Below are 23,082 nucleotides of genomic sequence, written 5' to 3' on the forward strand. Positions count from 1 at the left end.
GAGGCAAGCCGGGACCGTTGTCAGTCCCGGGTCTCCGGCAAGTCCTCGATCAGGCTGCCTGTGCTGCCTTGATGGCCTGCATGACGCGGTCGGTGACCTCGTCGATGCCGCCGATGCCGTCAACCCGGGTCAGGATGCCGCGCTCGGCATACTTCGCCACCACGGCTTCGGTCTGCTCGTGGTAGAGGTCCAGCCGGTGGCGGATGACGGCTTCGTTGTCGTCGCTGCGGCCGGTTTCCTTGGCACGGCCCATGAGACGGTGGACCAGTTCCTCATCATCGGCGGTCAGCTGCAGGACAACGTCCAGCTTCTGCTCACCGTTGGCGAGGATCTCATCGAGGTAGTCCACCTGCGCTGTGGTGCGCGGGTAACCGTCCAGGAGGAAACCGTTCTCGACGTCGTCCTCGCTGAGGCGGTCGCGCACCATCTTGTTGGTGACGCTGTCCGGCACGAAATCCCCGGCGTCCATGTACTTCTTGGCCTCGACGCCCAAAGGCGTCTCACCCTTGACGTTGGCGCGGAAGATATCGCCGGTTGAGATCGCAACGACGCCGAGGCGTTCGGAAATCCGTTCCGCCTGCGTTCCCTTGCCGGAACCCGGAGGTCCGATAATCAACATTCTCGTCATCGCAAAAGCCCTTCGTAGTGACGTTGTTGTAGCTGCGCGTCAATCTGCTTGACCGTTTCCAGGCCTACACCCACCATGATCAGGATCGATGTGCCACCGAACGGGAAGTTCTGGTTGGCGTTGATCATGACCAGGGCGACCAGCGGGATCAGTGCCACGAAGCCCAGGTAAAGGGCGCCGGGCAGGGTGATCCTGGAAAGGACGTACTGCAGATAGTCGGCTGTCGGCTTACCGGCCCGGATGCCCGGGATGAAGCCGCCGTACTTCTTCATATTGTCGGAAACCTCTTCAGGATTGAAAGTGATTGCGACATAGAAGTAAGTGAAGAAAACAATCATGGCGAAATAGAGCGCCATGTAGATGGGGTGGTCACCGCGGGTGAGGTTGTTGTTGATCCACTCAACCCACGGCTGCATCGGTTCGCCCTGCTTGGGCCGGTTGAACTGCGAGATCAGGCCCGGCAGGTACAGCATCGATGAAGCGAAGATGACGGGCACGACGCCGGCCATGTTCACCTTGATGGGGATGTACGTGCTGGTCCCGCCCACGGTCCGGCGGCCGATCATGCGCTTGGCATACTGCACCGGAATGCGGCGCTGGGACTGTTCAACGAACACCACGAGGGCCACGGTGAGCAGGCCGATCACGATAACCATAAAGAACGTTCCGGGACCCTGGGCCTTCCAGATGGCACCCAGCGAGGTGGGGAAGCCGGCGGCGATCGAGGTGAAGATGAGCAGTGACATGCCGTTGCCCACGCCCTTCTCCGTGACGAGCTCGCCCATCCACATGATCAGGCCGGTGCCGGCGGTCAGCGTGATGACGATGAGGATCGTGGTGATGACACTCGCGTCCGGGATAATGTCCAGCTGGCAGTTGGGCAGCAGCTGGCCGGAACGTGCCAGCGACACCAGTGTCGTGGCGTTCAGCAGGCCCAGGGCGATGGTGAGGTAACGCGTGTACTGCGTCAGCTTGGACTGCCCGGATGCGCCTTCCTCATACAGCTGCTGGAACCGGGGAATGACCACCCGGAGCAGCTGCACAATGATGCTGGACGTGATGTACGGCATGATCCCGAGCGCGAAGATCGAGACCTGCAGCAATGCACCGCCGCTAAACAGGTTGACGAGCTGGTAGATGCCGCCCGTGGTCTGACCGTTCTGCAAGCATTGCTGGACATTCTGGTAGCTCACACCAGGCGAGGGGATGAAGGCACCCAAGCGGAAGATTGTGATGATTCCCAGCGTGAACAACAACTTGCGTCGCAGATCAGGCGTGCGAAAGGCCCGGCCGAATGCGCTAAGCAAGCGTCCTCCTGATTGGTTTATAAAGTCGTGTGAGATAGGTCAATAAAACCCAACAACCGAGTCTAACGGGTTGATGCGCCCCGCGAACAATCGGTGAGGTCCCAAATGATAAAAAACTCCCGGTACGCAGGGCCTGGGCCCCGCGCACCGGGAGTTCTCACAACGGGCTTCTGCCCCGCCGTCCCCTGTTAGAGAGCGGTGGTGCTTCCGCCTGCTGCTGCAATCTTTTCTGCGGCGCTGGCCGAGAATGCGTGGACCGTGACGTCAACCTTGACGGTGATGTCGCCGGTGCCCAGCACCTTGACGGGCTGGTTCTTGCGAACGGCACCCTTTTCGACCAGGTTGTCCACGGTTACTGCGCCACCTTCCGGGAACAGCTCGTTGAGCTTGTCCAGGTTAACAACCTGGTACTCAACCCGGAACGGGTTCTTGAAGCCGCGCAGCTTCGGCAGGCGCATGTGCAGCGGCAGCTGGCCGCCGGCAAAGCCAGCCTTGATCTGGTAGCGGGCCTTCGTACCCTTGGTACCGCGACCAGCGGTCTTACCCTTGGAACCTTCACCACGACCAACACGGGTCTTGGCGGTCTTGGCACCCGGGGCGGGACGCAGGTGGTGAACCTTCAGTGCGTTCTGCTTCTCAGCAGCGGCGCCCTGTGCCTTTTCGGCGGTGTTCTTCTCTGCCATTTACTTCGCCTCCTCTACCTTTACCAGGTGCGGAACCGTGTTGAGCATTCCAACGGTCACGGCGTCGGCGGTGCGGACAACGGTGTGTCCGATCCGCTTCAGGCCGAGGGACCGAAGGGTGTCGCGCTGGTTCTGCTTGCCGCCAATGGCGGACTTGATCTGAGTGATCTCCAACTGAGCGTCAGAGGGAATCAGGTTCTTAGCCATGACTCAGACACCTGCCTTCTGGTTCAGGAGGGCCTTCACCATTGCCGGCGGAGCGACCTCGTCGAGCGGGAGGCCGCGGCGTGCTGCCACTGCTGCCGGCTCTTCGAGGCGCTTCAGGGCATCAACGGTCGCGTGAACGATGTTGATGGCGTTGGAGGAACCGAGCGACTTGGAGAGGATGTCGTGGATGCCCACGCACTCCAGTACTGCACGGACCGGGCCACCGGCGATAACACCGGTACCGGCGGAAGCCGGACGCAGCATGACGACGCCTGCGGCGGCTTCACCCTGAACGCGGTGCGGGATGGTGCTGCCGATGCGGGGAACGCGGAAGAAGGACTTCTTGGCTTCTTCAACGCCCTTCGCGATTGCGGCAGGAACTTCCTTAGCCTTGCCGTAGCCAACGCCGACCATACCGTTGCCGTCACCAACGACGACCAGGGCGGTGAAGCTGAAGCGACGACCACCCTTGACCACCTTGGAAACGCGGTTGATGGTTACAACGCGCTCTACGAACTGGCTCTTTTCGGCTTCGCGGCCGCCGTCGCGGCCACCACGGCCACCACGATCGCCACGGCCCTGGCCGCGGTCGCCACGCTCGCCACGACGAGCGCCACGGCGGTCGTCAGTGGTAGCAGGCGCAGCGGTCTCAGTTGCCGGAGCAGCTACAGCTTCAGTCACCTGAATGTCCTTTTCGTTATTTTCGGTCACAGTGACAGCCCACCTTCACGTGCGCCGTCAGCGACGGCGGCGATCCGGCCGTGGTACTTGTTACCACCGCGGTCGAAGACAACAGCTTCGATACCGGCAGCCTTGGCACGCTCGGCAACCAGTTCGCCAACGCGCTTAGCCTTGGCGGTCTTGTCACCGTCGAATGCACGAAGGTCGGCTTCCAGTGTGGAAGCGCTCGCTACGGTCAGGCCCTTGGTGTCATCGACAACCTGGACGAATACGTGGCGTGCGGAGCGGTTGACGACCAGGCGAGGGCGTACAGCCGTTCCGGAGATGCGCTTGCGGATACGAAGCTGGCGGCGGCTGCGCTGGGCAGACTTGCTCTTGTTCGTACGCTTCTTGTTAATTGCGATGGCCATGGTTACTTACCAGCCTTTCCGACCTTGCGGCGGATGACTTCGCCGGCGTAGCGGATGCCCTTGCCCTTATAGGGGTCCGGCTTCCGCAGCTTGCGAATGTTGGCAGCAACCTCGCCGACCTGCTGCTTGGAGATACCTGAAACAGAGAGCTTGGTCGGGGTCTCTACTGCAAAGGTGATGCCGTTCGGTGCCGAGACGTTAACCGGGTGGCTGTAGCCCAGAGCGAACTCCAGGTCAGAACCCTTGGCCTGGACGCGGTAACCGGTACCGACAATCTCAAGCTTCTTCTCGTAGCCTGCGGTGACACCCTGGATCATGTTGGCGATCAGGGTGCGGGTCAGGCCGTGCAGCGAACGTGAGGCGCGCTCGTCGTTCGGGCGGGCGACAGTCAGGGTGCCATCTTCCAGGGTGACCTCGATCGGGCTGGGCACAGTGTGGCTCAGCTCGCCTTTGGAACCCTTGACGCTGACGACAGAGCCGTCAACCTTGACCTCAACGCCGGCAGGAACGGTGATGGGGAGACGTCCAATACGTGACATTATTCTCTTCCTTTCCCGTTACCAGACGTAAGCGAGGACTTCGCCGCCCACGCCCTTCTTGCCGGCCTGCTTGTCAGTCAAGAGGCCGGAAGAGGTGGACAGGATAGCGACACCCAGGCCACCGAGCACGTGCGGCAGGTTGGTGGACTTCGCGTAAACGCGGAGTCCCGGCTTGGAAATACGACGAACGCCAGCGATTGAACGCTCGCGGTTCGGACCGAACTTGAGCTCGAGGGTCAGCTTCTTGCCGACCTCAGCGTCTTCTTCTTTCCAGGAGGCGATGTAACCTTCGGCCTTCAGGATGTCGGCAACGCGTGCCTTGAGCTTGCTGTACGGCATAGACACGGTGTCGTGGTATGCCGAGTTTGCGTTGCGCAGACGCGTAAGCATGTCTGCGACGGGATCTGTCATGGTCATGTTGGGCTCTTGCCCTTCCTCATAACGGTTTCCGCCTTGCCATCCCGTGCGGGAAGCGGCAAAGCCGGACCTTCTATGTAGCTAGATTAAGCTTCGGTCTTGAACGGGAAACCAAGCGCCTTGAGCAGCGCGCGGCCTTCGTCGTCGGTCTTGGCGGTGGTCACGACGGTGATGTCCATACCGCGAACGCGGTCAATGGAATCCTGGTCGATCTCGTGGAACATAACCTGTTCGGTCAGACCGAAGGTGTAGTTGCCGTTGCCATCGAACTGCTTGCCACTGAGGCCCCGGAAGTCACGGATACGCGGCAGAGCCAGCGTGACCAGACGGTCCAGGAATTCCCACATGCGGTCCCCACGCAGAGTTGCGTGTGCACCGATGGGCATGCCTTCGCGCAGCTTGAACTGTGCGATCGACTTACGGGCCTTGGTTACCTGCGGCTTCTGACCGGTGATCAGGGTCAGATCGCGGACAGCGCCGTCGATCAGCTTGGAGTCCTTAGCGGCATCTCCAACACCCATGTTCACAACGACCTTGACCAGACGGGGAACCTGGTTGACGTTTTCGTACTTGAATTCCTCAATGAGCGTGCTCTTGATGGAATCCGCGTACTTGGTCTTCAGACGAGGAACGATCTTGCTTGCCGGAGTCTCGAGAGTCTCAGTCATTAGATGTCCTTCCCGGAGCTCTTGGCCACGCGTACGCGCACTTCACGCTTCACGCCATTGCGCTCAACGGTCTCGGTGCGGAAACCGACGCGGGTGGGCTTCTTGGTAGAGGGGTCAACCAGAGCCACGTTGGAGATGTGGATTGAAGCCTCTACGACCTCGATGCCACCGGTCTTGGTGCCGCGCTGCGACTGACCGACCTTGGTGTGCTTGGTTACGCGGTTAACGCCTTCGACCAACACGCGGTTGGTGTTCGGGAATACGCGCAGAACCTTGCCCTGCTTGCCTTTGTCGCCGCCGCGCTCAGCCTTGGCGCCAGTGATGACCTGAACGAGGTCACCCTTTTTGATCTTAGCCATGGACTAGAGCACCTCCGGAGCCAGAGAAACGATCTTCATGAACTTCTTGTCACGAAGTTCACGACCAACCGGTCCGAAGATACGGGTACCGCGGGGGTCACCGTCGTTCTTCAGGATCACAGCTGCGTTCTCGTCAAACTTGATGTAGGAACCATCCGCACGGCGGCGTTCCTTCTTGGTACGGACGATGACAGCCTTGACGACATCGCCCTTCTTTACGTTGCCGCCCGGAATTGCGTCCTTGACGGTAGCGACGATGACGTCGCCAATGCCTGCGTAGCGACGGCCAGATCCACCGAGAACGCGAATGGTAAGGATTTCCTTAGCACCCGTGTTGTCGGCGACCTTGAGTCGCGACTCCTGCTGAATCACTATTTACTCCTTGCGTCGCGCTGGTTCTCAGACCGAAAATCTCCCTACGGAATGAGCCTTGCGGAACGGTTGATCGGGGTGTCTCTTGACCTGCCTGGATTTTGCCAGACCAGGCCTAAACGCCCGTGCCAAAAACATTTGCTTCCCAAGTGGATCCCGACTGCTCGGGACGCGAGGGGCACTATGCCGTGGCACGATTGTTTACGAGGTAGATGACGGCGCACGAACGGCGCCATACAAACTCAAAATCTTAGCACGTTCCAGCCCCTGGGGACTAACCGGTGCGGAGGCTGTGCGTGGACACGGGAAAGGCCCGCTCCCCTTGCGGGGAACGGGCCTTCCTGGTCAGCAGGGACCTTCGCCGGACGGATCCGGACAGGTGCTACTTTGCCTTTTCGAGGATCTCCACCAGGCGCCACCGCTTGGTAGCGGACAGCGGGCGGGTCTCGGCGAGGAGAACGAGGTCGCCGATGCCGGCGGTGTTCTCTTCGTCGTGAGCCTTGATCTTCGTGTTGCGGCGGATGACCTTGCCGTAAAGGGCGTGCTTCACGCGGTCTTCGACCTGGACAACGATGGTCTTTTCCATCTTGTCCGAGACGACATAGCCGCGCTTCGTCTTACGGTAACCGCGCTCGTCAGCCTTGGCTGCGCCGGAAACAGTTTCCGTCACGTTCTCGTCCTTTTCACTCACTTGGCATCCTCCTCGGTCTCAACCGTTTCAGCCTTTTCAGCCTTCTTGGTTGCAGCCTTCTTGGACTTCTTTTCTTCCTTGGCTTCCACAACCGGTGCGGCAACCTCGGCACGAATGCCCAGCTCGCGCTCACGGAGAACGGTGTAGATGCGTGCGATGTCCTTCTTTACCGCACGCAGGCGACCGTGGTTCTCCAGCTGGCCGGTGGCGGACTGGAAACGCAGGTTGAACAGCTCTTCCTTGGACTTGCGGAGTTCTTCAACGAGACGCTCGTTGTCGAAACCGTCCAGCTGTGCGGGTGCGAGATCCTTCGACCCTACTGCCATTTCTATTCACCACCTTCGCGACGCACAATGCGTGCCTTCAACGGGAGCTTGTGGATTGCCAGGCGCAGGGCCTCGCGAGCTACCTCTTCATTGACACCGGAGAGTTCGAAGAGAACCCGGCCCGGCTTTACGTTTGAGACCCACCATTCCGGAGAACCCTTACCGGAACCCATGCGGGTTTCGGCCGGCTTCTTCGTCAGCGGACGGTCCGGGTAGATGTTGATCCAGACCTTACCGCCACGCTTGATGTGGCGGGTCATCGCGATACGGGCAGATTCGATCTGACGGTTGGTGACGTATGCCGGGCTCAGAGCCTGGATACCCCACTCGCCGAAGGAGACCTGGGTGCCGCCCGTAGCAGCGCCGGAACGACCCGGGTGGTGCTGCTTACGGTGCTTTACTCGACGTGGGATAAGCATTTAAGCCTGTCCTCCTTCTGCAGCAGCAGGTGCTGCCTCAGCTGCCGGAGCTTCTGCAGCAGCAGGTGCTGCATCAGCGGCCGGGCGGTCGGTACGACGACGGCGGTCACCACGGTCAGCGCCACCCGGGCGGCCCGGGCGGTCGCTGGCACCACGTCCGCGGGACGGAGCAGCAGCTGCCTGCTGTGCCAGTTCCTTGGAGGTAACGTCGCCCTTGTAGATCCACACCTTCACGCCGATGCGGCCGAAGGTGGTCTTGGCTTCGTAGAAGCCGTAGTCGATGTTCGCACGGAGGGTGTGCAGCGGCACGCGGCCTTCGCGGTAGAACTCCGAGCGGGACATTTCAGCGCCACCGAGGCGGCCCGAGCAAGCGATACGGATACCCTTGGCACCGGCGCGCTGTGCGGACTGCATGGCCTTCTTCATCGCACGGCGGAACGCCACGCGGGAAGTCAGCTGCTCAGCAACACCCTGCGCAACAAGCTGAGCTTCCATCTCGGGGTTCTTGACCTCGAGGATGTTCAGCTGAACCTGCTTGCCGGTGAGCTTTTCGAGCTCGCCGCGGATGCGGTCTGCTTCTGCACCGCGGCGGCCGATAACGATGCCCGGACGTGCCGTGTGGATATCCACGCGGACACGGTCGCGGGTGCGCTCGATTTCAACCTTGGCGATACCGGCGCGCTCCATGCCCGTGGACATCAGCTGGCGGATACGGATGTCTTCGCGAACGAAGTCCTTGTACCGCTGGCCGGCCTTGGTGCTGTCAGCAAACCAGTGCGATACGTGATCGGTGGTGATGCCGAGTCGGAACCCGTGCGGGTTAACTTTCTGTCCCACTTAGCGAGCCTCCTCTTTCTCCGGGGTAGCGACTACCACGGTGATGTGGCTCGTGCGCTTCTTGATCTGAAATGCACGACCCTGGGCACGCGGCTGGAACCGCTTCATGGTCGGGCCTTCATCAACAAACGCTTCGCTGATGATGAGGTCACCTTCGTCAAACGCCACGCCGTCGCGGTCCGCGAGGACCCGGGCGTTGGAGATTGCCGACTGAACTACCTTGAATACCGGCTCAGAAGCTGCCTGGGGGGCAAACTTCAGAATTGCCAGAGCCTCGTTCGCTTGCTTACCACGAACAAGGTTGACGACGCGCCGGGCCTTCATAGGCGTTACGCGGATGTGACGCGCAATTGCCTTGGCTTCCATTGCTTTCCTTCTCTCGTCTTTGACGTAAGTGCAGGCGCCTAGCGGCGCTTGCCCTTACGGTCGTCCTTGACATGGCCGCGGAATGTCCGCGTGGGAGCGAATTCGCCGAGCTTGTGCCCGACCATCGACTCGGTGACAAACACCGGAATGTGCTTGCGTCCGTCGTGAACGGCGATCGTGTGCCCGAGCATGTCGGGGATGATCATCGAACGGCGGGACCAGGTCTTAATGACGTTCTTGGTGCCCTTTTCGTTTTCCCTGTCCACCTTTACAAAGAGGTGCTGGTCAACGAAGGGACCTTTTTTCAGGCTGCGTGGCATGTGTCCAGGCTCCTATCGCTTGTTCTTGCCAGTACGACGGCGACGAACAATAAGCTTGTCGCTCTCTTTGTTGGGACGGCGGGTGCGGCCTTCCCGCTTACCGTTCGGGTTGACGGGGTGACGTCCACCGGACGTCTTACCCTCGCCACCACCGTGCGGGTGGTCAACCGGGTTCATCGCGACACCACGGACGGTCGGGCGAACGCCCTTCCAGCGCATGCGGCCGGCCTTGCCCCAGTTGATGTTCGACTGCTCGGCGTTGCCGACCTCGCCGATCGTTGCGCGGCAGCGCACGTCAACGTTGCGGATTTCGCCGGAAGGCAGACGCAGCTGGGCGAAGCGGCCTTCCTTGGCAACGAGCTGGATCGATGCGCCGGCGGAGCGGCCCATCTTGGCGCCGCCACCCGGACGCAGTTCAACTGCGTGGATAACGGTACCCACCGGGATGTTGCGCAGGGGCAGGTTGTTGCCAGGCTTGATATCAGCGTTGGCACCGGCCTCTACGAAGTCACCCTGGGACAGCTTGTTCGGGGCGATGATGTAACGCTTGGTGCCATCAACGTAGTGCAGGAGGGCGATGCGAGCCGTGCGGTTCGGATCGTACTCAATTTCGGCAACGCGGGCGTCAACGCCGTCTTTGTCGTGGCGACGGAAGTCGATCAGACGGTACTGGCGCTTGTGGCCACCACCCTTGTGACGGGTCGTGATCTTACCGGTGTTGTTACGGCCGCCCTTTTTGGGCAGCGGACGTACCAACGACTTTTCCGGCGTCGACCGCGTGATTTCAGTGAAGTCCGCTACGCTCGAGCCACGACGGCCCGGGGTAGTCGGCTTATATTTACGGATTCCCATAATTTATTTCCTCGTTAAAGTGGTCTCCGCTACGAGAGCGGACCGCCGAAGATGTCGATAGTGCCTTCTTTGAGGCTCACAATTGCACGCTTGGTGTTCTTGCGGGTACCCCAGCCGAATTTGGTGCGCTTGCGCTTACCGGCACGGTTGATGGTGTTGATCGAGTCGACCTTGACGGAGAAAATCTTCTCCACAGCCAGCTTGATCTCGGTCTTGTTCGAGCGGGGGTCCACCAGGAAGGTGTACTTTCCCTCATCGATCAGGCCGTAGCTCTTTTCCGATACGACGGGTGCAAGCACGACGTCGCGCGGGTCTTTGATGGTGGCTGCACTCACTTGGCATCCTCCTCGTTCTTTGCCTTGGCGGCAACGAATGCCTCATAGGCAGCCTTGGTGAAGACTACGTCGTCAGAGACGAGCACGTCGTAGGTGTTCAGCTGGTCTGCGTACAGAACGTGAACATCTGCGAGGTTACGCACGGACAGTGCGGCAACATCGTTGGCGCGCTCGATGACAACGAGCAGGTTCTTGCGCTCGGAAACGCCGCGCAGCGTTGCCAGTGCGTCCTTGGCGGACGGCTTGGTGCCGGCAACCAGTTCAGCAACAACGTGGATACGGCCGTTACGGGCGCGGTCAGACAGTGCGCCGCGCAGTGCAGCAGCAATCATCTTCTTGGGGGTGCGCTGGCTGTAGTCACGCGGGGTCGGGCCGTGGACAACGCCACCACCGGTCATGTGAGGAGCACGGATTGAACCCTGACGGGCGCGGCCGGTGCCCTTCTGCTTGAACGGCTTGCGGCCTGCACCGGAAACTTCAGCGCGGGTCTTGGTCTTGTGGGTACCCTGGCGAGCAGCAGCGAGCTGGGCAACGACAACCTGGTGCAGCAGCGGCACGTTGGTCTGTACGTCGAAGATCTCTGCAGGCAGGTCAACCTTGACAGTGCTAGTCATTGAACTAGGCTCCCTTCACGGCGGTGCGTACGAGTACGACCTGGCCGCGGGCACCGGGAACGGCGCCCTTGATGAGGAGCAGCGACTTCTCGACGTCAACTGCGTGAACCGTGAGGTTCAGCGTGGTGTGACGAACGGCGCCCATGCGGCCGGCCATTTTCATGCCCTTGAAGACGCGGCTCGGGGTGGATGCGCCACCGATTGAACCGGGCTTACGGTGGTTCTTGTGTGCACCGTGGGAAGCTCCAACGCCGTGGAAGCCGTGACGCTTCATAACACCGGCGAAGCCCTTACCCTTGGTGGTGCCAACGACGTCGATCTTCTGGCCGGCTTCGAAGACCTCAACAGAGAGCTCCTGGCCCAGCTCGTACTCGGCAGCATCTGCGGTACGGAGTTCGACAACGTGGCGGCGAGGCGTGACGCCTGCCTTTTCAAAGTGACCAGCCAGCGGCTTGGTGACCTTGCGGGGATCGATCTGGCCGTAGCCGATCTGAACGGCGACGTAGCCATCAACTTCTGCATTGCGCAGCTGGGTGATGACGTTTGAGTCAGCCTGGACAACAGTGACGGGGATGAGCTTGTTGTTCTCGTCCCAGACCTGGGTCATGCCGAGCTTCGTGCCCAGCAGGCCCTTTACGTTACGGGTTGCGGTCATAGTCTCTCAGCACCTCCCTACAGCTTGATTTCGATGTTCACGTCAGCCGGCAGGTCGAGACGCATGAGCGAGTCAACAGCCTTAGGCGTGGGGTCGATGATGTCGATCAGACGCTTGTGCGTGCGCATTTCAAAGTGCTCGCGGCTGTCCTTGTACTTGTGCGGAGAGCGGATAACGCAGTACACGTTCTTCTCCGTCGGCAGCGGCACGGGGCCAACTACCGTTGCGCCTGCGCGCGTGACCGTCTCAACGATCTTCCGTGCTGAAACGTCAATGACCTCGTGGTCGTATGACTTCAGCCGGATGCGGATTTTTTGTCCCGCCATGTCGCCTGACTCTCTTTCAGTCTGTGCTTCCCCTGATTAGGGCTGCCCTGTTCACTTACGTGTTGTATGGCTGCCGAAGCATTTGAAGTCGTAACTACCACCCGCCGCACAAGCTGAATCCGGAAGAATCCGGGTTCCTCAACCTGCCGGCGTAACCGACCCCCGCGGTCGGGCGTGTCGCGCTGTGCACGCGTACTCGTCCGCAATTCCTTGGGGAGTGGGTTATGTTTGGTCTCCTACCTGGACCCTGACACCCGGCATTATCCGGATCGGGACGCGAAGGAGCGCTTGAACAACTCATCTAGTATGCCGGATTTTATGGGCAGAAGCGAATCAGGCCGCAGGGGCACTCCCCCGGCAGCAGCGGGACCTCCTGCCCGTGTCAGCGGAGCCATTTAGATCCCGGGTTGTGCGGGCAGCGCCCGGTCATTGCCTTCAGCAACTGTCGAATGGATGATAGGGGCATGACTGTGCAGAACTCTGCGGCGTTGCAGAGCCTGGCCGAACGCTTGGATCCGGAATTCACCCTGGGCGTGGCGGCAGCCGCGTTCCAGATCGAAGGGTCCCTCAAGGCTGACGGCCGGGGACCCTCCGGCTGGGATGCTTTTGCCGAAAAGCCCGGCAGCATCATGGACGGTCACTCCCCCGCCGTGGCCTGTGACCACTACAACCGTTCCGGTGAAGACGTTGCCCTGATGCGCGAGCTGGGCGTTGATTCGTACCGCTTTTCCCTTTCCTGGCCCCGGATCCAGCCTGACGGCCGGGGCCCGTTCAACAGCCAGGGCCTGGACTTCTACGACCGGCTGATCGACCAGCTCCTCGACGCCGGCATCTCACCGATGGCCACGCTCTACCATTGGGACACCCCGCTGCCGCTTGAGCACAGCGGCGGCTGGATGAACCGGTCCACGGCGGAGCGCTTCGGTGAATACTGCGCGGCCGCCGGTGAACGGTTCGGGGACCGCGTGGCTCAGTGGGTCACCCTGAACGAACCGGTTTCGGTAACACTGAACGGCTATGCGCTGGGAGTCCACGCGCCCGGCCACGACCTGCTCTTCGACGCGTTACCGTCAGTCCACCATCAGTTGCTGGGCCACGGCCTGGCCGTACAGGCACTGCGCGCGGCCGGAGTCAAAGGCGGCATCGGTGTCAGCAACCTGCATTCACCCGTTCGGCCGGCCACCCGCAAGGTCACCGACCGGCTGCTGGCCAGGATCTTTGACCTGATGATGAATAGGGTTTATGCCGATCCCATCTTGCTGGGAAGCTACCCAAAGCCGCCCTTGTTTGCGAGGCCGTGGTTCCGCTCCCTGGCGAAAGCTTCTGACTCGGACCTACGGAACATCCACCAGCCACTGGACTTCTACGGGCTCAATTACTACTGCCCGGTGAAAGTTGCCACCGGACGCGGGCCCGACCATAGCCCTGTCGGCACTACCGAGGCCATGGCCCGCCTGCCGTTCCACACAGCGGACTTCCCCGAATACGACACGACCGGCTTCGGCTGGCCGGTGGCCCCCGACCACCTGGGAGTGCTGCTTCGCGAAATGAAGGACCGCTACGGCGAGGCGTTGCCGCCCATCTACATCACCGAGAGCGGTGCGAGCTTTCCCGAACCGGCACACGTGACGGGCCCCATTGCCGACAACAACAGAATCGATTACCTGGCCAGCCACTTGGAACATGCGGTGGCCGCGACCTCCCCGGGCGGAATCGCCGAGGACGTCAAGCTTCTGGGCTACTACGTCTGGACGCTGCTGGACAATTTTGAGTGGGCGGCAGGTTATTCGCAGCGCTTCGGGCTGGTCCACGTGGATTTCGACACGCTGGAACGCACCCCCAAGGAATCGTTCTACTGGTTCCAGTCGCTGAGCCGGGCACGGAAGGCGGCGCGGCAGGCCTAGCGTCGCCTACTGGTTCTTATTTGCGCGGTTGATGCGCTTGGCGCGGTCGATCTCTTGCCTGAAGTGCTTCTTCGCCCAAAAGACGCCGGCGACGACGGCAGCGGCCACCAAGAGGAAAATAATCCAGCCCATGTTGCTGTCCTTTCGTTGTGTGCAACCTTACCAAGGCTTCATGATGAATGATCCCTGCGGCTCTCGGGCTGCGGCTGCGCTTCCAACGACGGCGGTGCCTCTGCTGCCGCCGGCTTGGCGCGGGCCAGCTTCCACAGGGCAAAGGCAATGAGCCCGACGGCGATCAGCGCCAGCAGCGCGAAAGTGTAGGACCGCAGCGCCCACATGAGGCAGGCGGCAACACCGGCGGCGCCCCACCAGACAAACAGCCGCTCTCCGATCAGCAGGCCGGCCAGCAGCAGCGCCGCATGCAGTGCCAGGACCCAGAGCTGCTGGCCGCCGGATCCGCCGAACAGGATGCCCAGGCCGCTCAGGCCGAGCAAGGCGGCGCCGGAGCCGAGCAGGACGCGGCCCGCCAGATTGAATCCCGCGGCATAGCGCAGGGAGGCGAGGCCGGCGGCGAGGAGGACATACCACTGCACCGCCCAGAAGGGAGCCTGCAGCTGGCCATCCGAAATGAGGACCGCACGCTGTACCGCAACCGTCACCAGGAACGCACCGAGTTCGGCAGCCAGCCTCCTCCCCCGGGCCGGCACCTCCTTCACCACGACGGACACGGTGGCGGCCACGAGGAAGGCCGCCGTCAGCGAAGTCGCGTCCTGCCGCAGGCCCGCGCCAGCGGCAGCTGCCAGTCCCAACACCCCGGCGGAAACGAGGGTCCGCTTCCGCACGACGTCGCGTCCATCAAGGGCGAAGCTGACGCCGTAAAGTACCGCGGCGCCCAGCCCGCAGCCTGCCAGCCAGGGCAGATATGCTCCCCAGGGGCCGCCGGTACGCGCGGACGCGGCTGCAATGAGCGTGGCCCCTGCCAGCACAAGTGCTGCCGCCGGTGGGTACAGGAGCGGGATGCGTTCAACGTGTGACGCGGTGAAGCCCGTAGCGGCCAGGACCAGCAGCGTGGCTCCGGTGATCCAGTCCGCTGCCTGAACGGCCGTTGCCGCGGCCACTGCGGCCGGTGCTGCCGCCCCCGCCAGCCAGAACCAGCGGTCCGCGGGAGCCTCCTGCAAACTGCCTGGGTGGCGCCACCGTCGTGCGATTCCCACGATGTTGAACGCGAGTGATGCCGCAAGCAAGGCGACAGGGACGCCGTCGTTGCTGAGAAGCGGCGCCGCCATGAGCGTGCCGGCACCGAACTCCAGGGCCGGACCCGACGCAACGATGGCGAACACGCCCGCATAGACGGACAGGTATAGTGCACCGCGGGCGGCGAACAGCCGGTGCGCGGCAATGGCACCAAGCAAGAGAAGCAGCAACTCCAGGAGGACAACGCCCCGTCCCCTTCGGCCGCGTGGGGCGCTGAAACCCCGCTGCCCTGAATGACATAGAGGGCGGGCATGACTGTCTGGGCCCCCAGGGTGAACCACACAGCGCCCTGCTGGAAAGGCACCTGCTCCAGCCGGTGCCGCATGAGCCAGCGAATCACGTACTGGAAGGCCAGCACTCCGGCGAAGGTCAGGGACACCGCCGTGCCCGAGTCGCTGATGTCGTAACTGAACACCATGGCCAGGGCTGCTGTCAGAAGGCGGCCCGCAGCGAAGTAGGCGCCCTTCCCATGCCGCGGTTCCACCGCAACAACCATGACCGCGCTGAATAGCGCGAAAATGCCGAGCAGGAGTTCGACGTCGGTCAGGCGGCCTACGCTGCAGACGAGGAGGACTGCCAGTGTCGAGGGTGCAAAGCCTGCCGCTGCCGCCAGGTCACGGAACACGTAGCCGGACGCCGCGGCGCCGAAGGCCATGATGGTGAGGGCGACGGTTCGCTGCCAGTCCCATGCTCCGTCGCTGTTCACTGTGGACGGCAGGATCAGTGCCGCCGCCAGCGTTCCGGTCTGCAGCACCAAAATGAGGGCAACGTCGGCCACCACGGCGTCCGGCGCCCGGTCGCGCACCGTGGCGGCAAGCGGGAAGACCAGTTGCAGTCCCAGGGCCACGATCAGGACCGTGGCGAAAGTAACTTCCTGGCCGCCGAACACTATCGGCCCGGTGGAGTCCTGGAACTGCCGATAGGAGGCCAGCAGCAGGACGGTCGCCGCGCCGCGCGCCATCCACCAGTAAGACCAACGCCGGATGACCGCCGTTGAGCGCAGGGCCGAGACGACAAGATGCAGGACCACAAGCAATAGCAGGCCGTTGCCCAGTCCAGGCGAGGCACTCGTGTAGGCCGTGATCACTACAGCCCCGAAGACGGCCAGCGGCAGGGCCTCTGCGGCCGTCGGCTGCCAGGAGGCGCCCAATCCGTCCGGTCGAAACAGGACCGTGCCCACCGCCAATGAAGCCACCAGCTGGACCCCAAGGGCTAGGGCCAAAAGCACGTTGCCGGCCGTGGAGTCCGTTATGGACAGGGCGACGAGGTCTACGATCCCGGCAGCCGTGAACCCGGCCAATGTCGGTATGGGGGCCAGGGCACTGGCCTCCGCCTGCGCCGCCGCGGCGGATGCAAGCTGCTGCAGCACCAGGGCCAGCGACAGGGCGAACACAGCCGCGGCAAGCGCATCCCCGCTTCCTTCCATCACGGCGGACGTCAGCGCCGGAACCGCCAACGTGCCCGCTATCCGCGCGGCAAGGATCAACTGCGGGCGTAGTGGTGAGCGGGTTCCCGCCGAGCGTGCAGCCCAAAAAAGCGTCGCGGCCGCGATGACGTTGAAGACCAGCCACGGCCCCAGCTGCGCACCTGCGATGACGCCCGTTACCAGCGCTGCAGCGGGTGCCCATTCAGCGGCTCCTCCACTCCTGACCGCGATGATCATGGCCGTCACAGCACAGGCAAGAACCGCCCACAGCTGCAGCTCTTCCGGCCCGGCCGAAGCAGGCAGGAGCATGATGTAGACGAGGACCGTTTGGGTCCCAAAGGTGGAGAGCGAGTCCGCCTGCCAGTGCTGCAGCCCTCCCGGGGCTGGGCACCAACGCTGCAGCCATGATGCCGCGGCGGCCACCAATACCGACTGGATGGCCAGCAGGGACCCAGCCGTCACGAGGGCCCAGCTGACATTGCCTGTCAGATGCCAGGCCCAGGCCGACGCCGACAGTGTCAACGCCGCACGGGCGCCAAACGTTTTCGGGAGTCGGTGGCGGGCGGACGGCACCAGGGCCGCAAGCGCAAAGTACGCACCGCACAGGGCCATGATCAGGGCGAACTCACCACGGTCCAAACGCAACGGCATAACCGTGGCTGCGACGGCCACGGCCGGGACCACGAAGGGGTCAAGAAGCATGACCGGGCGCAGGAACAGGGGCGGGATCCAGCGTGGCTTCACCAGCGTCACCACCGTCATGGCCACCGCGAATCCGATCATGGCCGCGAAGTACCAAACGAGGGAAGCACCTACAACAGATACCCCGGACCAGGCCGTCGACACCACGAAAGTGAGGGACAGATAAACCAGGACCCGGCTTTCGAGCCGGATGGCGGCAGCGACGTAGGCCAGCGTTCCAATGACTGAGGTGAGGAGCCATGCCAGGGGCCCGTCCTGCACGGCAAAGTTGTACATGGCCAGGCCTGCGACGGGGACCAGTGCGAGCCCCGTGCCGGCAAATGCCACGGCGGCCGGCCGCAATCTGGGAGCCTTGGCATGGAGCACGATTCCCGCGCCATAGAAGAGCGCCGTGATGAGGCAGACACCGGCAAACCTGAACACGGCCGGCAGGCTGGTACCGACAAACAGCGTGCCCGCTGCCACCAGCAACAGGCCGGCCGCATAGAGCGTGACATTGATGTTCTGCCGTTCGCGCTTTTCCTTGCGGGCCAGCAGTTCGGCCGGCGACACCTCGAACTGAGCCACGTCCACCGGCGGCTCTTGGACAGCCGGCTCTTCAGACACCGGGTCATCACTTCCCGGTTCATGAACGGGATGGGCCGGTGCGGGCACGTGCGTGGCCGGTTGCCCGGCGGGCACAGCCGGCGCCCGGGGCGGCCCGGCCAGCGCTGTTTCGGCTTCTGCCCCGGCCGGAGGGAAGGGCGGAGGGAAGCTCGGCTGGAACGCCGGAGCGAAGGCTGGCTGGAAGGCCGGCCAGCCGACGGCGGGGCCGGCGGCCGCCGTCAGGGGCGCCTCAGCGCCAACCTGCTGTGGCATCCGGCCGGCCAGATTGGCGTCATGCCACCCTTGGACGTGGCCGGCCATGAACCCACTTCGGTAGGCCTCGCCGGCAGCCGCTTTGAGCTGGCGGATGGAATGCCGGGAGGCGATCAACAGTACGGCGGCAATGACCAGCAGAAGCGTCAGGAAGGCAGACCACATCTCGGTTCCTCTCGGTGTCATCGCCCTAGATGCAAGCTGCAGCAGTTTATCCAGCGACTGGATAAATCTTAGCAAAAAACAGCCCCGCTGCGACATGCGCAGCGGGGCTGTTGATAAGTAGCAGAAGGCCGTTAGCCGGCCACCTGGTACCAGATCAGCAAGTACTACTTGATGATCTTGGTGACGCGTCCCGAACCAACGGTGCGGCCGCCTTCGCGGATTGCGAAGCCGAGGCCCTCTTCCATGGCGATGGGCTGGATGAGCGCAACGGTCATCTCAGTGTTGTCACCAGGCATAACCATTTCCGTGCCTTCCGGCAGGGTGATAACGCCGGTTACGTCCGTGGTGCGGAAGTAGAACTGCGGGCGGTAGTTGGAGTAGAACGGGTTGTGACGTCCGCCTTCGTCCTTGGAGAGGATGTAGACGTTAGCCTCGAAGTCGGTGTGCGGGGTGATGGAACCCGGCTTGACGACAACCTGGCCACGCTCTACGTCATCGCGCTTCAGACCGCGGAGCAGGAGGCCACAGTTCTCGCCGGCCCATGCTTCGTCGAGCTGCTTGTGGAACATCTCGATACCGGTAACCGTGGTCTTCTGGACCGGGCGGATGCCGACGATCTCGACCTCAGAGTTGATGGGGAGGGTTCCACGCTCGGCGCGGCCCGTAACAACGGTGCCACGGCCGGTGATCGTGAAGACGTCTTCGATCGGCATCAGGAACGGCTTGTCACGGTCACGTACGGGGTCCGGAACAGAGTTGTCCACGGCCTCCATGAGTGCCTCAACGGACTTGACCCACTCCGGGTCGCCTTCCAGGGCCTTCAGGCCCGAAACGCGAACGACCGGTGCTTCGTCGCCATCGAAGCCCTGCGAGCTCAGGAGCTCACGAACTTCCATTTCAACGAGGTCGAGGAGTTCCTCGTCGTCGACCATGTCAGCCTTGTTCAGTGCCACCAGCAGGTAGGGAACACCAACCTGGCGGGCGAGCAGAACGTGCTCGCGGGTCTGGGCCATCGGGCCGTCAGTGGCGGCAACCACGAGGATTGCACCGTCCATCTGAGCAGCGCCGGTGATCATGTTCTTGATGTAGTCAGCGTGACCCGGAGCGTCTACGTGTGCGTAGTGGCGCTTCTCGGTCTGGTACTCAACGTGGGAGATGTTGATGGTAATGCCGCGCTGACGCTCTTCGGGAGCAGAGTCAATCGACGCGAAGTCACGCTTCTCGTTGAGAGTCGGGTACTTGTCGTACAGCACCTTGGAAATCGCGGCCGTCAACGTCGTCTTACCGTGGTCAACGTGACCAATGGTGCCGATGTTAACGTGCGGCTTAGTCCGCTCGAACTTTGCCTTTGCCACAGGTTCCTCCTAGAACGTTTTCAAATGACTTACCCTTCGACCGCGCTTGTCGCGGCGAAACTTCAGTAAGTCTACTTGGGGGGCTTTGGATTGATGAAATTGCAGATTCAGGAACTAATACTAGTCCCTCGAGCCTGTTCGCGCAGATGGCCGAAACCCGGCTTGACCGGATTGCATCGGACCGGGAACCGGCCATCTGCACCGGGCTAGTTTCCGGAACCGGAAACGCACCCGAGTTTGTCGCTTTGAAAGTCCGGTGGACTACTCGCCGCGGTTCTTCTGGATGATCTCGTCGGCAAATGCCTTCGGGACCTCGGCGTAGCTGTGGAACGTCATGGAGTACACAGCGCGGCCCTGGGTCTTTGAACGCAGGTCGCCGATGTAGCCGAACATGCCGGACAGCGGGACGTGCGCGCGGATAACCTTGACGCCCTGGGCATCCTCCATGGACTGCATCTGGCCACGGCGGGAGTTGAGGTCACCGATAACTTCACCCATGTATTCCTCAGGGGTGCGGACCTCGACATCCATCAGCGGTTCGAGCAGGATGGGGTTCGCCTTGCGTGCGGCTTCCTTGAAAGCCATACGGCCGGCGATCTTGAACGCCATTTCCGAGGAGTCAACATCGTGGTACGCGCCGTCAATCAGCGTGGCCTTGATGCCGACGACCGGGTAGCCGGCCAGGACGCCGTCGTTCAGTGCATCCTGGATACCTGCATCAACAGACGGAATGTATTCGCGCGGGATACGGCCACCAGTGACCTTGTTCTCGAACTCGTACAGCTCGCCGTCGGAAGTGTCCAAAGGCGCGATGGCGATCTGGATCTTTGCGAACTGACCCGAACCACCGGTCTGCTTCTTGTGCGTGTAGTCATGACGCTCTACAGCGCGCTTGATGGTTTCGCGGTAAGCAACCTGGGGCTTGCCCACGTTTGCCTCGACCTTGAATTCGCGGCGCATGCGGTCCACCAGGATGTCCAGGTGGAGCTCGCCCATGCCGGCGATAATGGTCTGGCCGGTGTCTTCGTTGAGGGAGACCTGGAAGGTCGGGTCCTCAGCGGAGAGCTTCTGGATGGCCGTGGAGAGCTTCTCCTGGTCACCCTTGGTGTTCGGCTCGATTGCAACCGAGATCACGGGCTCCGGGAAGCTCATGGACTCGAGGACAATCTGGTTGGCCGGATCGCACAGGGTGTCGCCTGTGGTGGTGTCCTTCAGGCCGATCGCTGCGTAGATGTGGCCGGCGGTAGCGCCCTCGACGGGCATTTCCTTGTTGGCGTGCATCTGGAACAGCTTGCCGATGCGCTCCTTCTTGCCCTTGGTGGAGTTGACCACCTGGGAACCTGCTTCCACGTGACCGGAGTACACGCGGATGAAGGTGAGCTGGCCGAAGAACGGGTGGGCAGCGATCTTGAACGCCAGGGCCGAGAACGGCTCTTCGGAAGAAGGCTTGCGCGTCAGTTCCTTCTCTTCGTCGCGGGGATCGTGACCGATCATCGGCGGGACGTCGAGCGGGTTCGGCAGGTAGTCAACGACGGCATCGAGCATCGGCTGAACGCCACGGTTCTTGAAGGCAGAACCACAGAACACCGGGTACAGCTCGGAGCTGATCGTCATCTTGCGGATGCCGGCCTTGAGCTCCTCGACGGTGATTTCTTCACCTTCGAGGTACTTCTCCATCAGCTCTTCGGTAGCCTCGGCAACGGTCTCGACGAGCGTTGCGCGGTACTCTTCGGCCTTGGCCTGGAGATCAGCGGGGATCTCCTGGACCTCGTACTTGGCACCCATGGTGACGTCACCCTTGGAGTCGCCGGGCCACACCAGTGCGCGCATCTCAAGGAGATCCACGACGCCGATGAAGTCGTTCTCGGCACCGATCGGCAGCTGCATAACCAGCGGCTTAGCGCCGAGGCGGCTGATGATGGTGTCCACGGTGAAGTAGAAGTCAGCGCCGAGCTTGTCCATCTTGTTGACGAAGCAGATACGCGGAACGTTGTACTTGTCAGCCTGGCGCCAGACAGTCTCGGACTGCGGCTCCACGCCTTCCTTGCCGTCGAAAACGGCGACGGCGCCGTCGAGGACGCGCAGTGAGCGCTCAACCTCAACGGTGAAGTCCACGTGGCCGGGGGTGTCGATGATGTTGATCTGGTTGTTGTCCCAGAAGCAAGTCACGGCGGCAGACGTGATGGTGATGCCGCGTTCCTTTTCCTGTTCCATCCAGTCGGTGGTCGAAGCGCCGTCGTGCGTTTCGCCGATCTTGTGGTTCACACCCGTGTAGAACAGGATGCGCTCGGTGGTGGTGGTCTTGCCGGCATCGATGTGGGCCATGATGCCGATATTGCGGACCTTACTAAGGTCGGTAAGCACGTCCTGTGCCACGGGGTCTCCCTTTCGGATGGACTGCACGTTCGCCGCCGGCTCGTCTGAGCCGGCGGCGTCCGGGAAGTATTACCAGCGGTAGTGTGCGAAGGCCTTGTTGGACTCGGCCATCTTGTGGGTGTCTTCGCGGCGCTTCACAGCGGCACCGAGACCGTTGGAGGCATCCAGGATTTCGTTCTGGAGGCGCTCGGTCATCGTCTTTTCACGGCGGGCCTTGGAGTAACCGACCAGCCAGCGCAGGGCGAGGGCGGTGGAGCGGCCCGGCTTGACCTCAACCGGAACCTGGTAGGTGGCGCCACCGACACGGCGGGAGCGGACCTCGAGGGAAGGCTTGACGTTCTCCATGGCCTTCTTGAGGGCTGCAACGGGGTCGCCGCCGGACTTGGCGCGTGCGCCTTCGAGGGCACCGTAAACGATGCGCTCAGCGGTGGACTTCTTGCCGTCTACCAGCACCTTGTTGATCAGCTGAGTGACCAGCGGGGAGCCGTATACGGGATCTAGTACTAGCGGCCGCTTGGGGGCCGGACCCTTGCGAGGCATATTACTTCTTCTCCATCTTTGCGCCGTAGCGGCTGCGGGCCTGCTTACGGTTCTTCACACCCTGGGTATCGAGGGCGCCACGGACGATCTTGTAGCGGACACCCGGAAGGTCCTTAACACGACCGCCACGGACGAGCACAATGGAGTGCTCCTGGAGGTTGTGGCCAACACCGGGGATGTAGGCAGTAACTTCAACGCCACCGTTAAGGCGCACACGTGCAACCTTACGCAGAGCCGAGTTCGGCTTCTTCGGGGTGGTGGTGTAGACGCGGGTGCAAACACCGCGGCGCATCGGGCTGCCGTTAAGCGCGGGAGCCTTGGTCTTTTTGACCTTAGGCGTGCGGCCCTTACGGACCAGCTGGTTAATCGTAGGCACTCTCGTGTTCTCCGTTTTATCCGGAGCGGCCGCTGACAGCCGCTCTCCTTTTGCTTTGCCCCGCCGCCCGAGCTTTGAAGAATCTCCAGAGCAGCTGAGGCGAAGCCTTAATAG

The 23,082-nt window shown here is 62.2% G+C and carries 30 protein-coding genes; 1 reads left to right on the forward strand and 29 read right to left on the reverse strand.

Annotated features, from left to right (window positions below; translation table 11 throughout):
- Positions 1-49: 49 nt before the first annotated feature.
- From FCN77_RS18915 to rpsJ, 22 genes are all read right to left on the reverse strand, one after another.
- Positions 50-619 carry an adenylate kinase gene (locus tag FCN77_RS18915; RefSeq protein ID WP_175417458.1) on the reverse strand — a complete coding sequence of 190 codons (570 nt, stop codon included), beginning with the start codon at positions 617-619 and terminating at the stop codon, positions 50-52.
- Between the two features lie 5 nt (positions 620-624).
- Positions 625-1,935: a preprotein translocase subunit SecY gene (secY, locus tag FCN77_RS18920; protein WP_137323508.1), complete on the reverse strand. Its 1,311-nt coding sequence runs from the start codon at positions 1,933-1,935 to the stop codon at positions 625-627.
- Positions 1,936-2,123: 188 nt separating this feature from the next.
- Positions 2,124-2,618 (reverse strand): 50S ribosomal protein L15, encoded by a 495-nt coding sequence (rplO, locus tag FCN77_RS18925; RefSeq protein ID WP_137323509.1) that lies wholly within the window; start codon positions 2,616-2,618, stop codon positions 2,124-2,126.
- On the reverse strand, positions 2,619-2,825 hold the full coding sequence (gene rpmD / locus FCN77_RS18930) for a 50S ribosomal protein L30 (RefSeq protein ID WP_056626615.1): 207 nt from the start codon (positions 2,823-2,825) through the stop codon (positions 2,619-2,621).
- Positions 2,826-2,828: 3 nt separating this feature from the next.
- Positions 2,829-3,506 (reverse strand): 30S ribosomal protein S5, encoded by a 678-nt coding sequence (gene rpsE / locus FCN77_RS18935; protein ID WP_175417315.1) that lies wholly within the window; start codon positions 3,504-3,506, stop codon positions 2,829-2,831.
- 26 nt (positions 3,507-3,532) lie between these two features.
- Complete coding sequence (gene rplR, locus FCN77_RS18940) at positions 3,533-3,916, reverse strand: 50S ribosomal protein L18 (RefSeq protein ID WP_091251989.1); 384 nt, start codon at positions 3,914-3,916, stop codon at positions 3,533-3,535.
- Positions 3,917-3,918: 2 nt separating this feature from the next.
- A complete protein-coding gene (rplF, locus tag FCN77_RS18945) occupies positions 3,919-4,455 on the reverse strand; it encodes a 50S ribosomal protein L6 (RefSeq protein ID WP_137323511.1) in 537 nt (178 codons plus the stop codon).
- Between the two features lie 18 nt (positions 4,456-4,473).
- The gene (gene rpsH / locus FCN77_RS18950) at positions 4,474-4,872 is read right to left on the reverse strand and encodes a 30S ribosomal protein S8 (RefSeq protein WP_137323512.1); all 399 of its coding nucleotides are present in this window, start codon (positions 4,870-4,872) and stop codon (positions 4,474-4,476) included.
- Positions 4,873-4,958: 86 nt separating this feature from the next.
- Positions 4,959-5,540 (reverse strand): 50S ribosomal protein L5, encoded by a 582-nt coding sequence (rplE, locus tag FCN77_RS18955; protein ID WP_011692799.1) that lies wholly within the window; start codon positions 5,538-5,540, stop codon positions 4,959-4,961.
- On the reverse strand, positions 5,540-5,899 hold the full coding sequence (rplX, locus tag FCN77_RS18960; RefSeq protein WP_137323513.1) for a 50S ribosomal protein L24: 360 nt from the start codon (positions 5,897-5,899) through the stop codon (positions 5,540-5,542). The genes rplE and rplX overlap by 1 nt, the downstream gene beginning before the upstream one ends.
- Positions 5,900-5,902: 3 nt before the next feature.
- On the reverse strand, positions 5,903-6,271 hold the full coding sequence (rplN, locus tag FCN77_RS18965; protein ID WP_003803789.1) for a 50S ribosomal protein L14: 369 nt from the start codon (positions 6,269-6,271) through the stop codon (positions 5,903-5,905).
- A 382-nt stretch (positions 6,272-6,653) separates the two neighbouring features.
- Positions 6,654-6,962 carry a 30S ribosomal protein S17 gene (gene rpsQ / locus FCN77_RS18970; RefSeq protein ID WP_011692801.1) on the reverse strand — a complete coding sequence of 103 codons (309 nt, stop codon included), beginning with the start codon at positions 6,960-6,962 and terminating at the stop codon, positions 6,654-6,656.
- Entirely contained in the window at positions 6,959-7,288 is a 330-nt protein-coding gene (gene rpmC, locus FCN77_RS27415) for a 50S ribosomal protein L29 (protein WP_043483019.1), read from the reverse strand. Before rpmC ends, rpsQ begins: the two co-directional genes overlap by 4 nt.
- A 2-nt stretch (positions 7,289-7,290) precedes the next feature.
- On the reverse strand, positions 7,291-7,707 hold the full coding sequence (rplP, locus tag FCN77_RS18980; protein WP_090950930.1) for a 50S ribosomal protein L16: 417 nt from the start codon (positions 7,705-7,707) through the stop codon (positions 7,291-7,293).
- Positions 7,708-8,544, reverse strand: a complete 837-nt coding sequence (gene rpsC, locus FCN77_RS18985; protein ID WP_137323514.1) for a 30S ribosomal protein S3 — start codon at positions 8,542-8,544, stop codon at positions 7,708-7,710.
- A complete protein-coding gene (gene rplV, locus FCN77_RS18990) occupies positions 8,545-8,910 on the reverse strand; it encodes a 50S ribosomal protein L22 (protein WP_003803798.1) in 366 nt (121 codons plus the stop codon).
- Positions 8,911-8,948: 38 nt separating this feature from the next.
- Positions 8,949-9,230, reverse strand: coding sequence for a 30S ribosomal protein S19 (gene rpsS / locus FCN77_RS18995; RefSeq protein ID WP_011692805.1), 282 nt, complete (start codon positions 9,228-9,230; stop codon positions 8,949-8,951).
- Positions 9,231-9,242: 12 nt separating this feature from the next.
- Positions 9,243-10,082, reverse strand: a complete 840-nt coding sequence (gene rplB, locus FCN77_RS19000) for a 50S ribosomal protein L2 (RefSeq protein ID WP_104172031.1) — start codon at positions 10,080-10,082, stop codon at positions 9,243-9,245.
- A 29-nt stretch (positions 10,083-10,111) separates the two neighbouring features.
- Positions 10,112-10,417: a 50S ribosomal protein L23 gene (rplW, locus tag FCN77_RS19005; RefSeq protein WP_024366132.1), complete on the reverse strand. Its 306-nt coding sequence runs from the start codon at positions 10,415-10,417 to the stop codon at positions 10,112-10,114.
- Positions 10,414-11,031, reverse strand: a complete 618-nt coding sequence (rplD, locus tag FCN77_RS19010; protein ID WP_104172030.1) for a 50S ribosomal protein L4 — start codon at positions 11,029-11,031, stop codon at positions 10,414-10,416. Before rplD ends, rplW begins: the two co-directional genes overlap by 4 nt.
- A 4-nt stretch (positions 11,032-11,035) precedes the next feature.
- Positions 11,036-11,686 carry a 50S ribosomal protein L3 gene (gene rplC / locus FCN77_RS19015; RefSeq protein ID WP_102973689.1) on the reverse strand — a complete coding sequence of 217 codons (651 nt, stop codon included), beginning with the start codon at positions 11,684-11,686 and terminating at the stop codon, positions 11,036-11,038.
- A gap of 17 nt (positions 11,687-11,703) precedes the next feature.
- Positions 11,704-12,012, reverse strand: a complete 309-nt coding sequence (rpsJ, locus tag FCN77_RS19020; protein ID WP_003803825.1) for a 30S ribosomal protein S10 — start codon at positions 12,010-12,012, stop codon at positions 11,704-11,706.
- Positions 12,013-12,476: 464 nt separating this feature from the next.
- Here rpsJ and FCN77_RS19025 point away from each other — a divergent pair, with 464 nt between their 5' ends.
- Entirely contained in the window at positions 12,477-13,916 is a 1,440-nt protein-coding gene (locus FCN77_RS19025) for a GH1 family beta-glucosidase (RefSeq protein ID WP_137323515.1), read from the forward strand.
- A gap of 6 nt (positions 13,917-13,922) precedes the next feature.
- Here the strand turns inward: FCN77_RS19025 and FCN77_RS27420 are convergent, their stop codons facing one another.
- From FCN77_RS27420 to rpsL, 7 genes are all read right to left on the reverse strand, one after another.
- Positions 13,923-14,048: a hypothetical protein gene (locus FCN77_RS27420; protein ID WP_302646047.1), complete on the reverse strand. Its 126-nt coding sequence runs from the start codon at positions 14,046-14,048 to the stop codon at positions 13,923-13,925.
- Between the two features lie 38 nt (positions 14,049-14,086).
- Positions 14,087-14,758, reverse strand: coding sequence for a hypothetical protein (locus FCN77_RS19030; protein ID WP_137323516.1), 672 nt, complete (start codon positions 14,756-14,758; stop codon positions 14,087-14,089).
- Positions 14,671-18,321: a DUF2339 domain-containing protein gene (locus FCN77_RS19035; protein ID WP_137323517.1), complete on the reverse strand. Its 3,651-nt coding sequence runs from the start codon at positions 18,319-18,321 to the stop codon at positions 14,671-14,673. The genes FCN77_RS19030 and FCN77_RS19035 overlap by 88 nt, the downstream gene beginning before the upstream one ends.
- Before the next feature lie 164 nt (positions 18,322-18,485).
- Entirely contained in the window at positions 18,486-19,676 is a 1,191-nt protein-coding gene (gene tuf / locus FCN77_RS19040; protein ID WP_137323518.1) for an elongation factor Tu, read from the reverse strand.
- 261 nt (positions 19,677-19,937) lie between these two features.
- Positions 19,938-22,052: an elongation factor G gene (gene fusA / locus FCN77_RS19045; RefSeq protein ID WP_137323519.1), complete on the reverse strand. Its 2,115-nt coding sequence runs from the start codon at positions 22,050-22,052 to the stop codon at positions 19,938-19,940.
- Between the two features lie 69 nt (positions 22,053-22,121).
- The gene (gene rpsG, locus FCN77_RS19050; protein ID WP_011692813.1) at positions 22,122-22,592 is read right to left on the reverse strand and encodes a 30S ribosomal protein S7; all 471 of its coding nucleotides are present in this window, start codon (positions 22,590-22,592) and stop codon (positions 22,122-22,124) included.
- A gap of 1 nt (position 22,593) precedes the next feature.
- A complete protein-coding gene (gene rpsL, locus FCN77_RS19055) occupies positions 22,594-22,968 on the reverse strand; it encodes a 30S ribosomal protein S12 (RefSeq protein WP_011692814.1) in 375 nt (124 codons plus the stop codon).
- Positions 22,969-23,082 lie beyond the last annotated feature (114 nt).

This window comes from Arthrobacter sp. 24S4-2, from assembly GCF_005280255.1.
Classification (GTDB): Bacteria; Actinomycetota; Actinomycetes; order Actinomycetales; family Micrococcaceae; genus Arthrobacter.

Coding starts and splice junctions, on each gene's coding strand:
- FCN77_RS18915 (WP_175417458.1), bottom strand. CDS start 619: ATGTTGATTATCGGACCTCCGGGTTCCGGCAAGGGAACGCAGGCGGAA.
- rplO (WP_137323509.1), bottom strand. CDS start 2,618: ATGGCAGAGAAGAACACCGCCGAAAAGGCACAGGGCGCCGCTGCTGAG.
- rpmD (WP_056626615.1), bottom strand. CDS start 2,825: ATGGCTAAGAACCTGATTCCCTCTGACGCTCAGTTGGAGATCACTCAG.
- rplR (WP_091251989.1), bottom strand. CDS start 3,916: ATGGCCATCGCAATTAACAAGAAGCGTACGAACAAGAGCAAGTCTGCC.
- rplF (WP_137323511.1), bottom strand. CDS start 4,455: ATGTCACGTATTGGACGTCTCCCCATCACCGTTCCTGCCGGCGTTGAG.
- rpsH (WP_137323512.1), bottom strand. CDS start 4,872: ATGACCATGACAGATCCCGTCGCAGACATGCTTACGCGTCTGCGCAAC.
- rplE (WP_011692799.1), bottom strand. CDS start 5,540: ATGACTGAGACTCTCGAGACTCCGGCAAGCAAGATCGTTCCTCGTCTG.
- rplX (WP_137323513.1), bottom strand. CDS start 5,899: ATGGCTAAGATCAAAAAGGGTGACCTCGTTCAGGTCATCACTGGCGCC.
- rpmC (WP_043483019.1), bottom strand. CDS start 7,288: ATGGCAGTAGGGTCGAAGGATCTCGCACCCGCACAGCTGGACGGTTTC.
- rplP (WP_090950930.1), bottom strand. CDS start 7,707: ATGCTTATCCCACGTCGAGTAAAGCACCGTAAGCAGCACCACCCGGGT.
- rplV (WP_003803798.1), bottom strand. CDS start 8,910: ATGGAAGCCAAGGCAATTGCGCGTCACATCCGCGTAACGCCTATGAAG.
- rpsS (WP_011692805.1), bottom strand. CDS start 9,230: ATGCCACGCAGCCTGAAAAAAGGTCCCTTCGTTGACCAGCACCTCTTT.
- rplB (WP_104172031.1), bottom strand. CDS start 10,082: ATGGGAATCCGTAAATATAAGCCGACTACCCCGGGCCGTCGTGGCTCG.
- rplD (WP_104172030.1), bottom strand. CDS start 11,031: ATGACTAGCACTGTCAAGGTTGACCTGCCTGCAGAGATCTTCGACGTA.
- rplC (WP_102973689.1), bottom strand. CDS start 11,686: ATGACCGCAACCCGTAACGTAAAGGGCCTGCTGGGCACGAAGCTCGGC.
- rpsJ (WP_003803825.1), bottom strand. CDS start 12,012: ATGGCGGGACAAAAAATCCGCATCCGGCTGAAGTCATACGACCACGAG.
- FCN77_RS19025 (WP_137323515.1), top strand. CDS start 12,477: ATGACTGTGCAGAACTCTGCGGCGTTGCAGAGCCTGGCCGAACGCTTG.
- FCN77_RS27420 (WP_302646047.1), bottom strand. CDS start 14,048: ATGGGCTGGATTATTTTCCTCTTGGTGGCCGCTGCCGTCGTCGCCGGC.
- FCN77_RS19035 (WP_137323517.1), bottom strand. CDS start 18,321: ATGTGGTCTGCCTTCCTGACGCTTCTGCTGGTCATTGCCGCCGTACTG.
- rpsG (WP_011692813.1), bottom strand. CDS start 22,592: ATGCCTCGCAAGGGTCCGGCCCCCAAGCGGCCGCTAGTACTAGATCCC.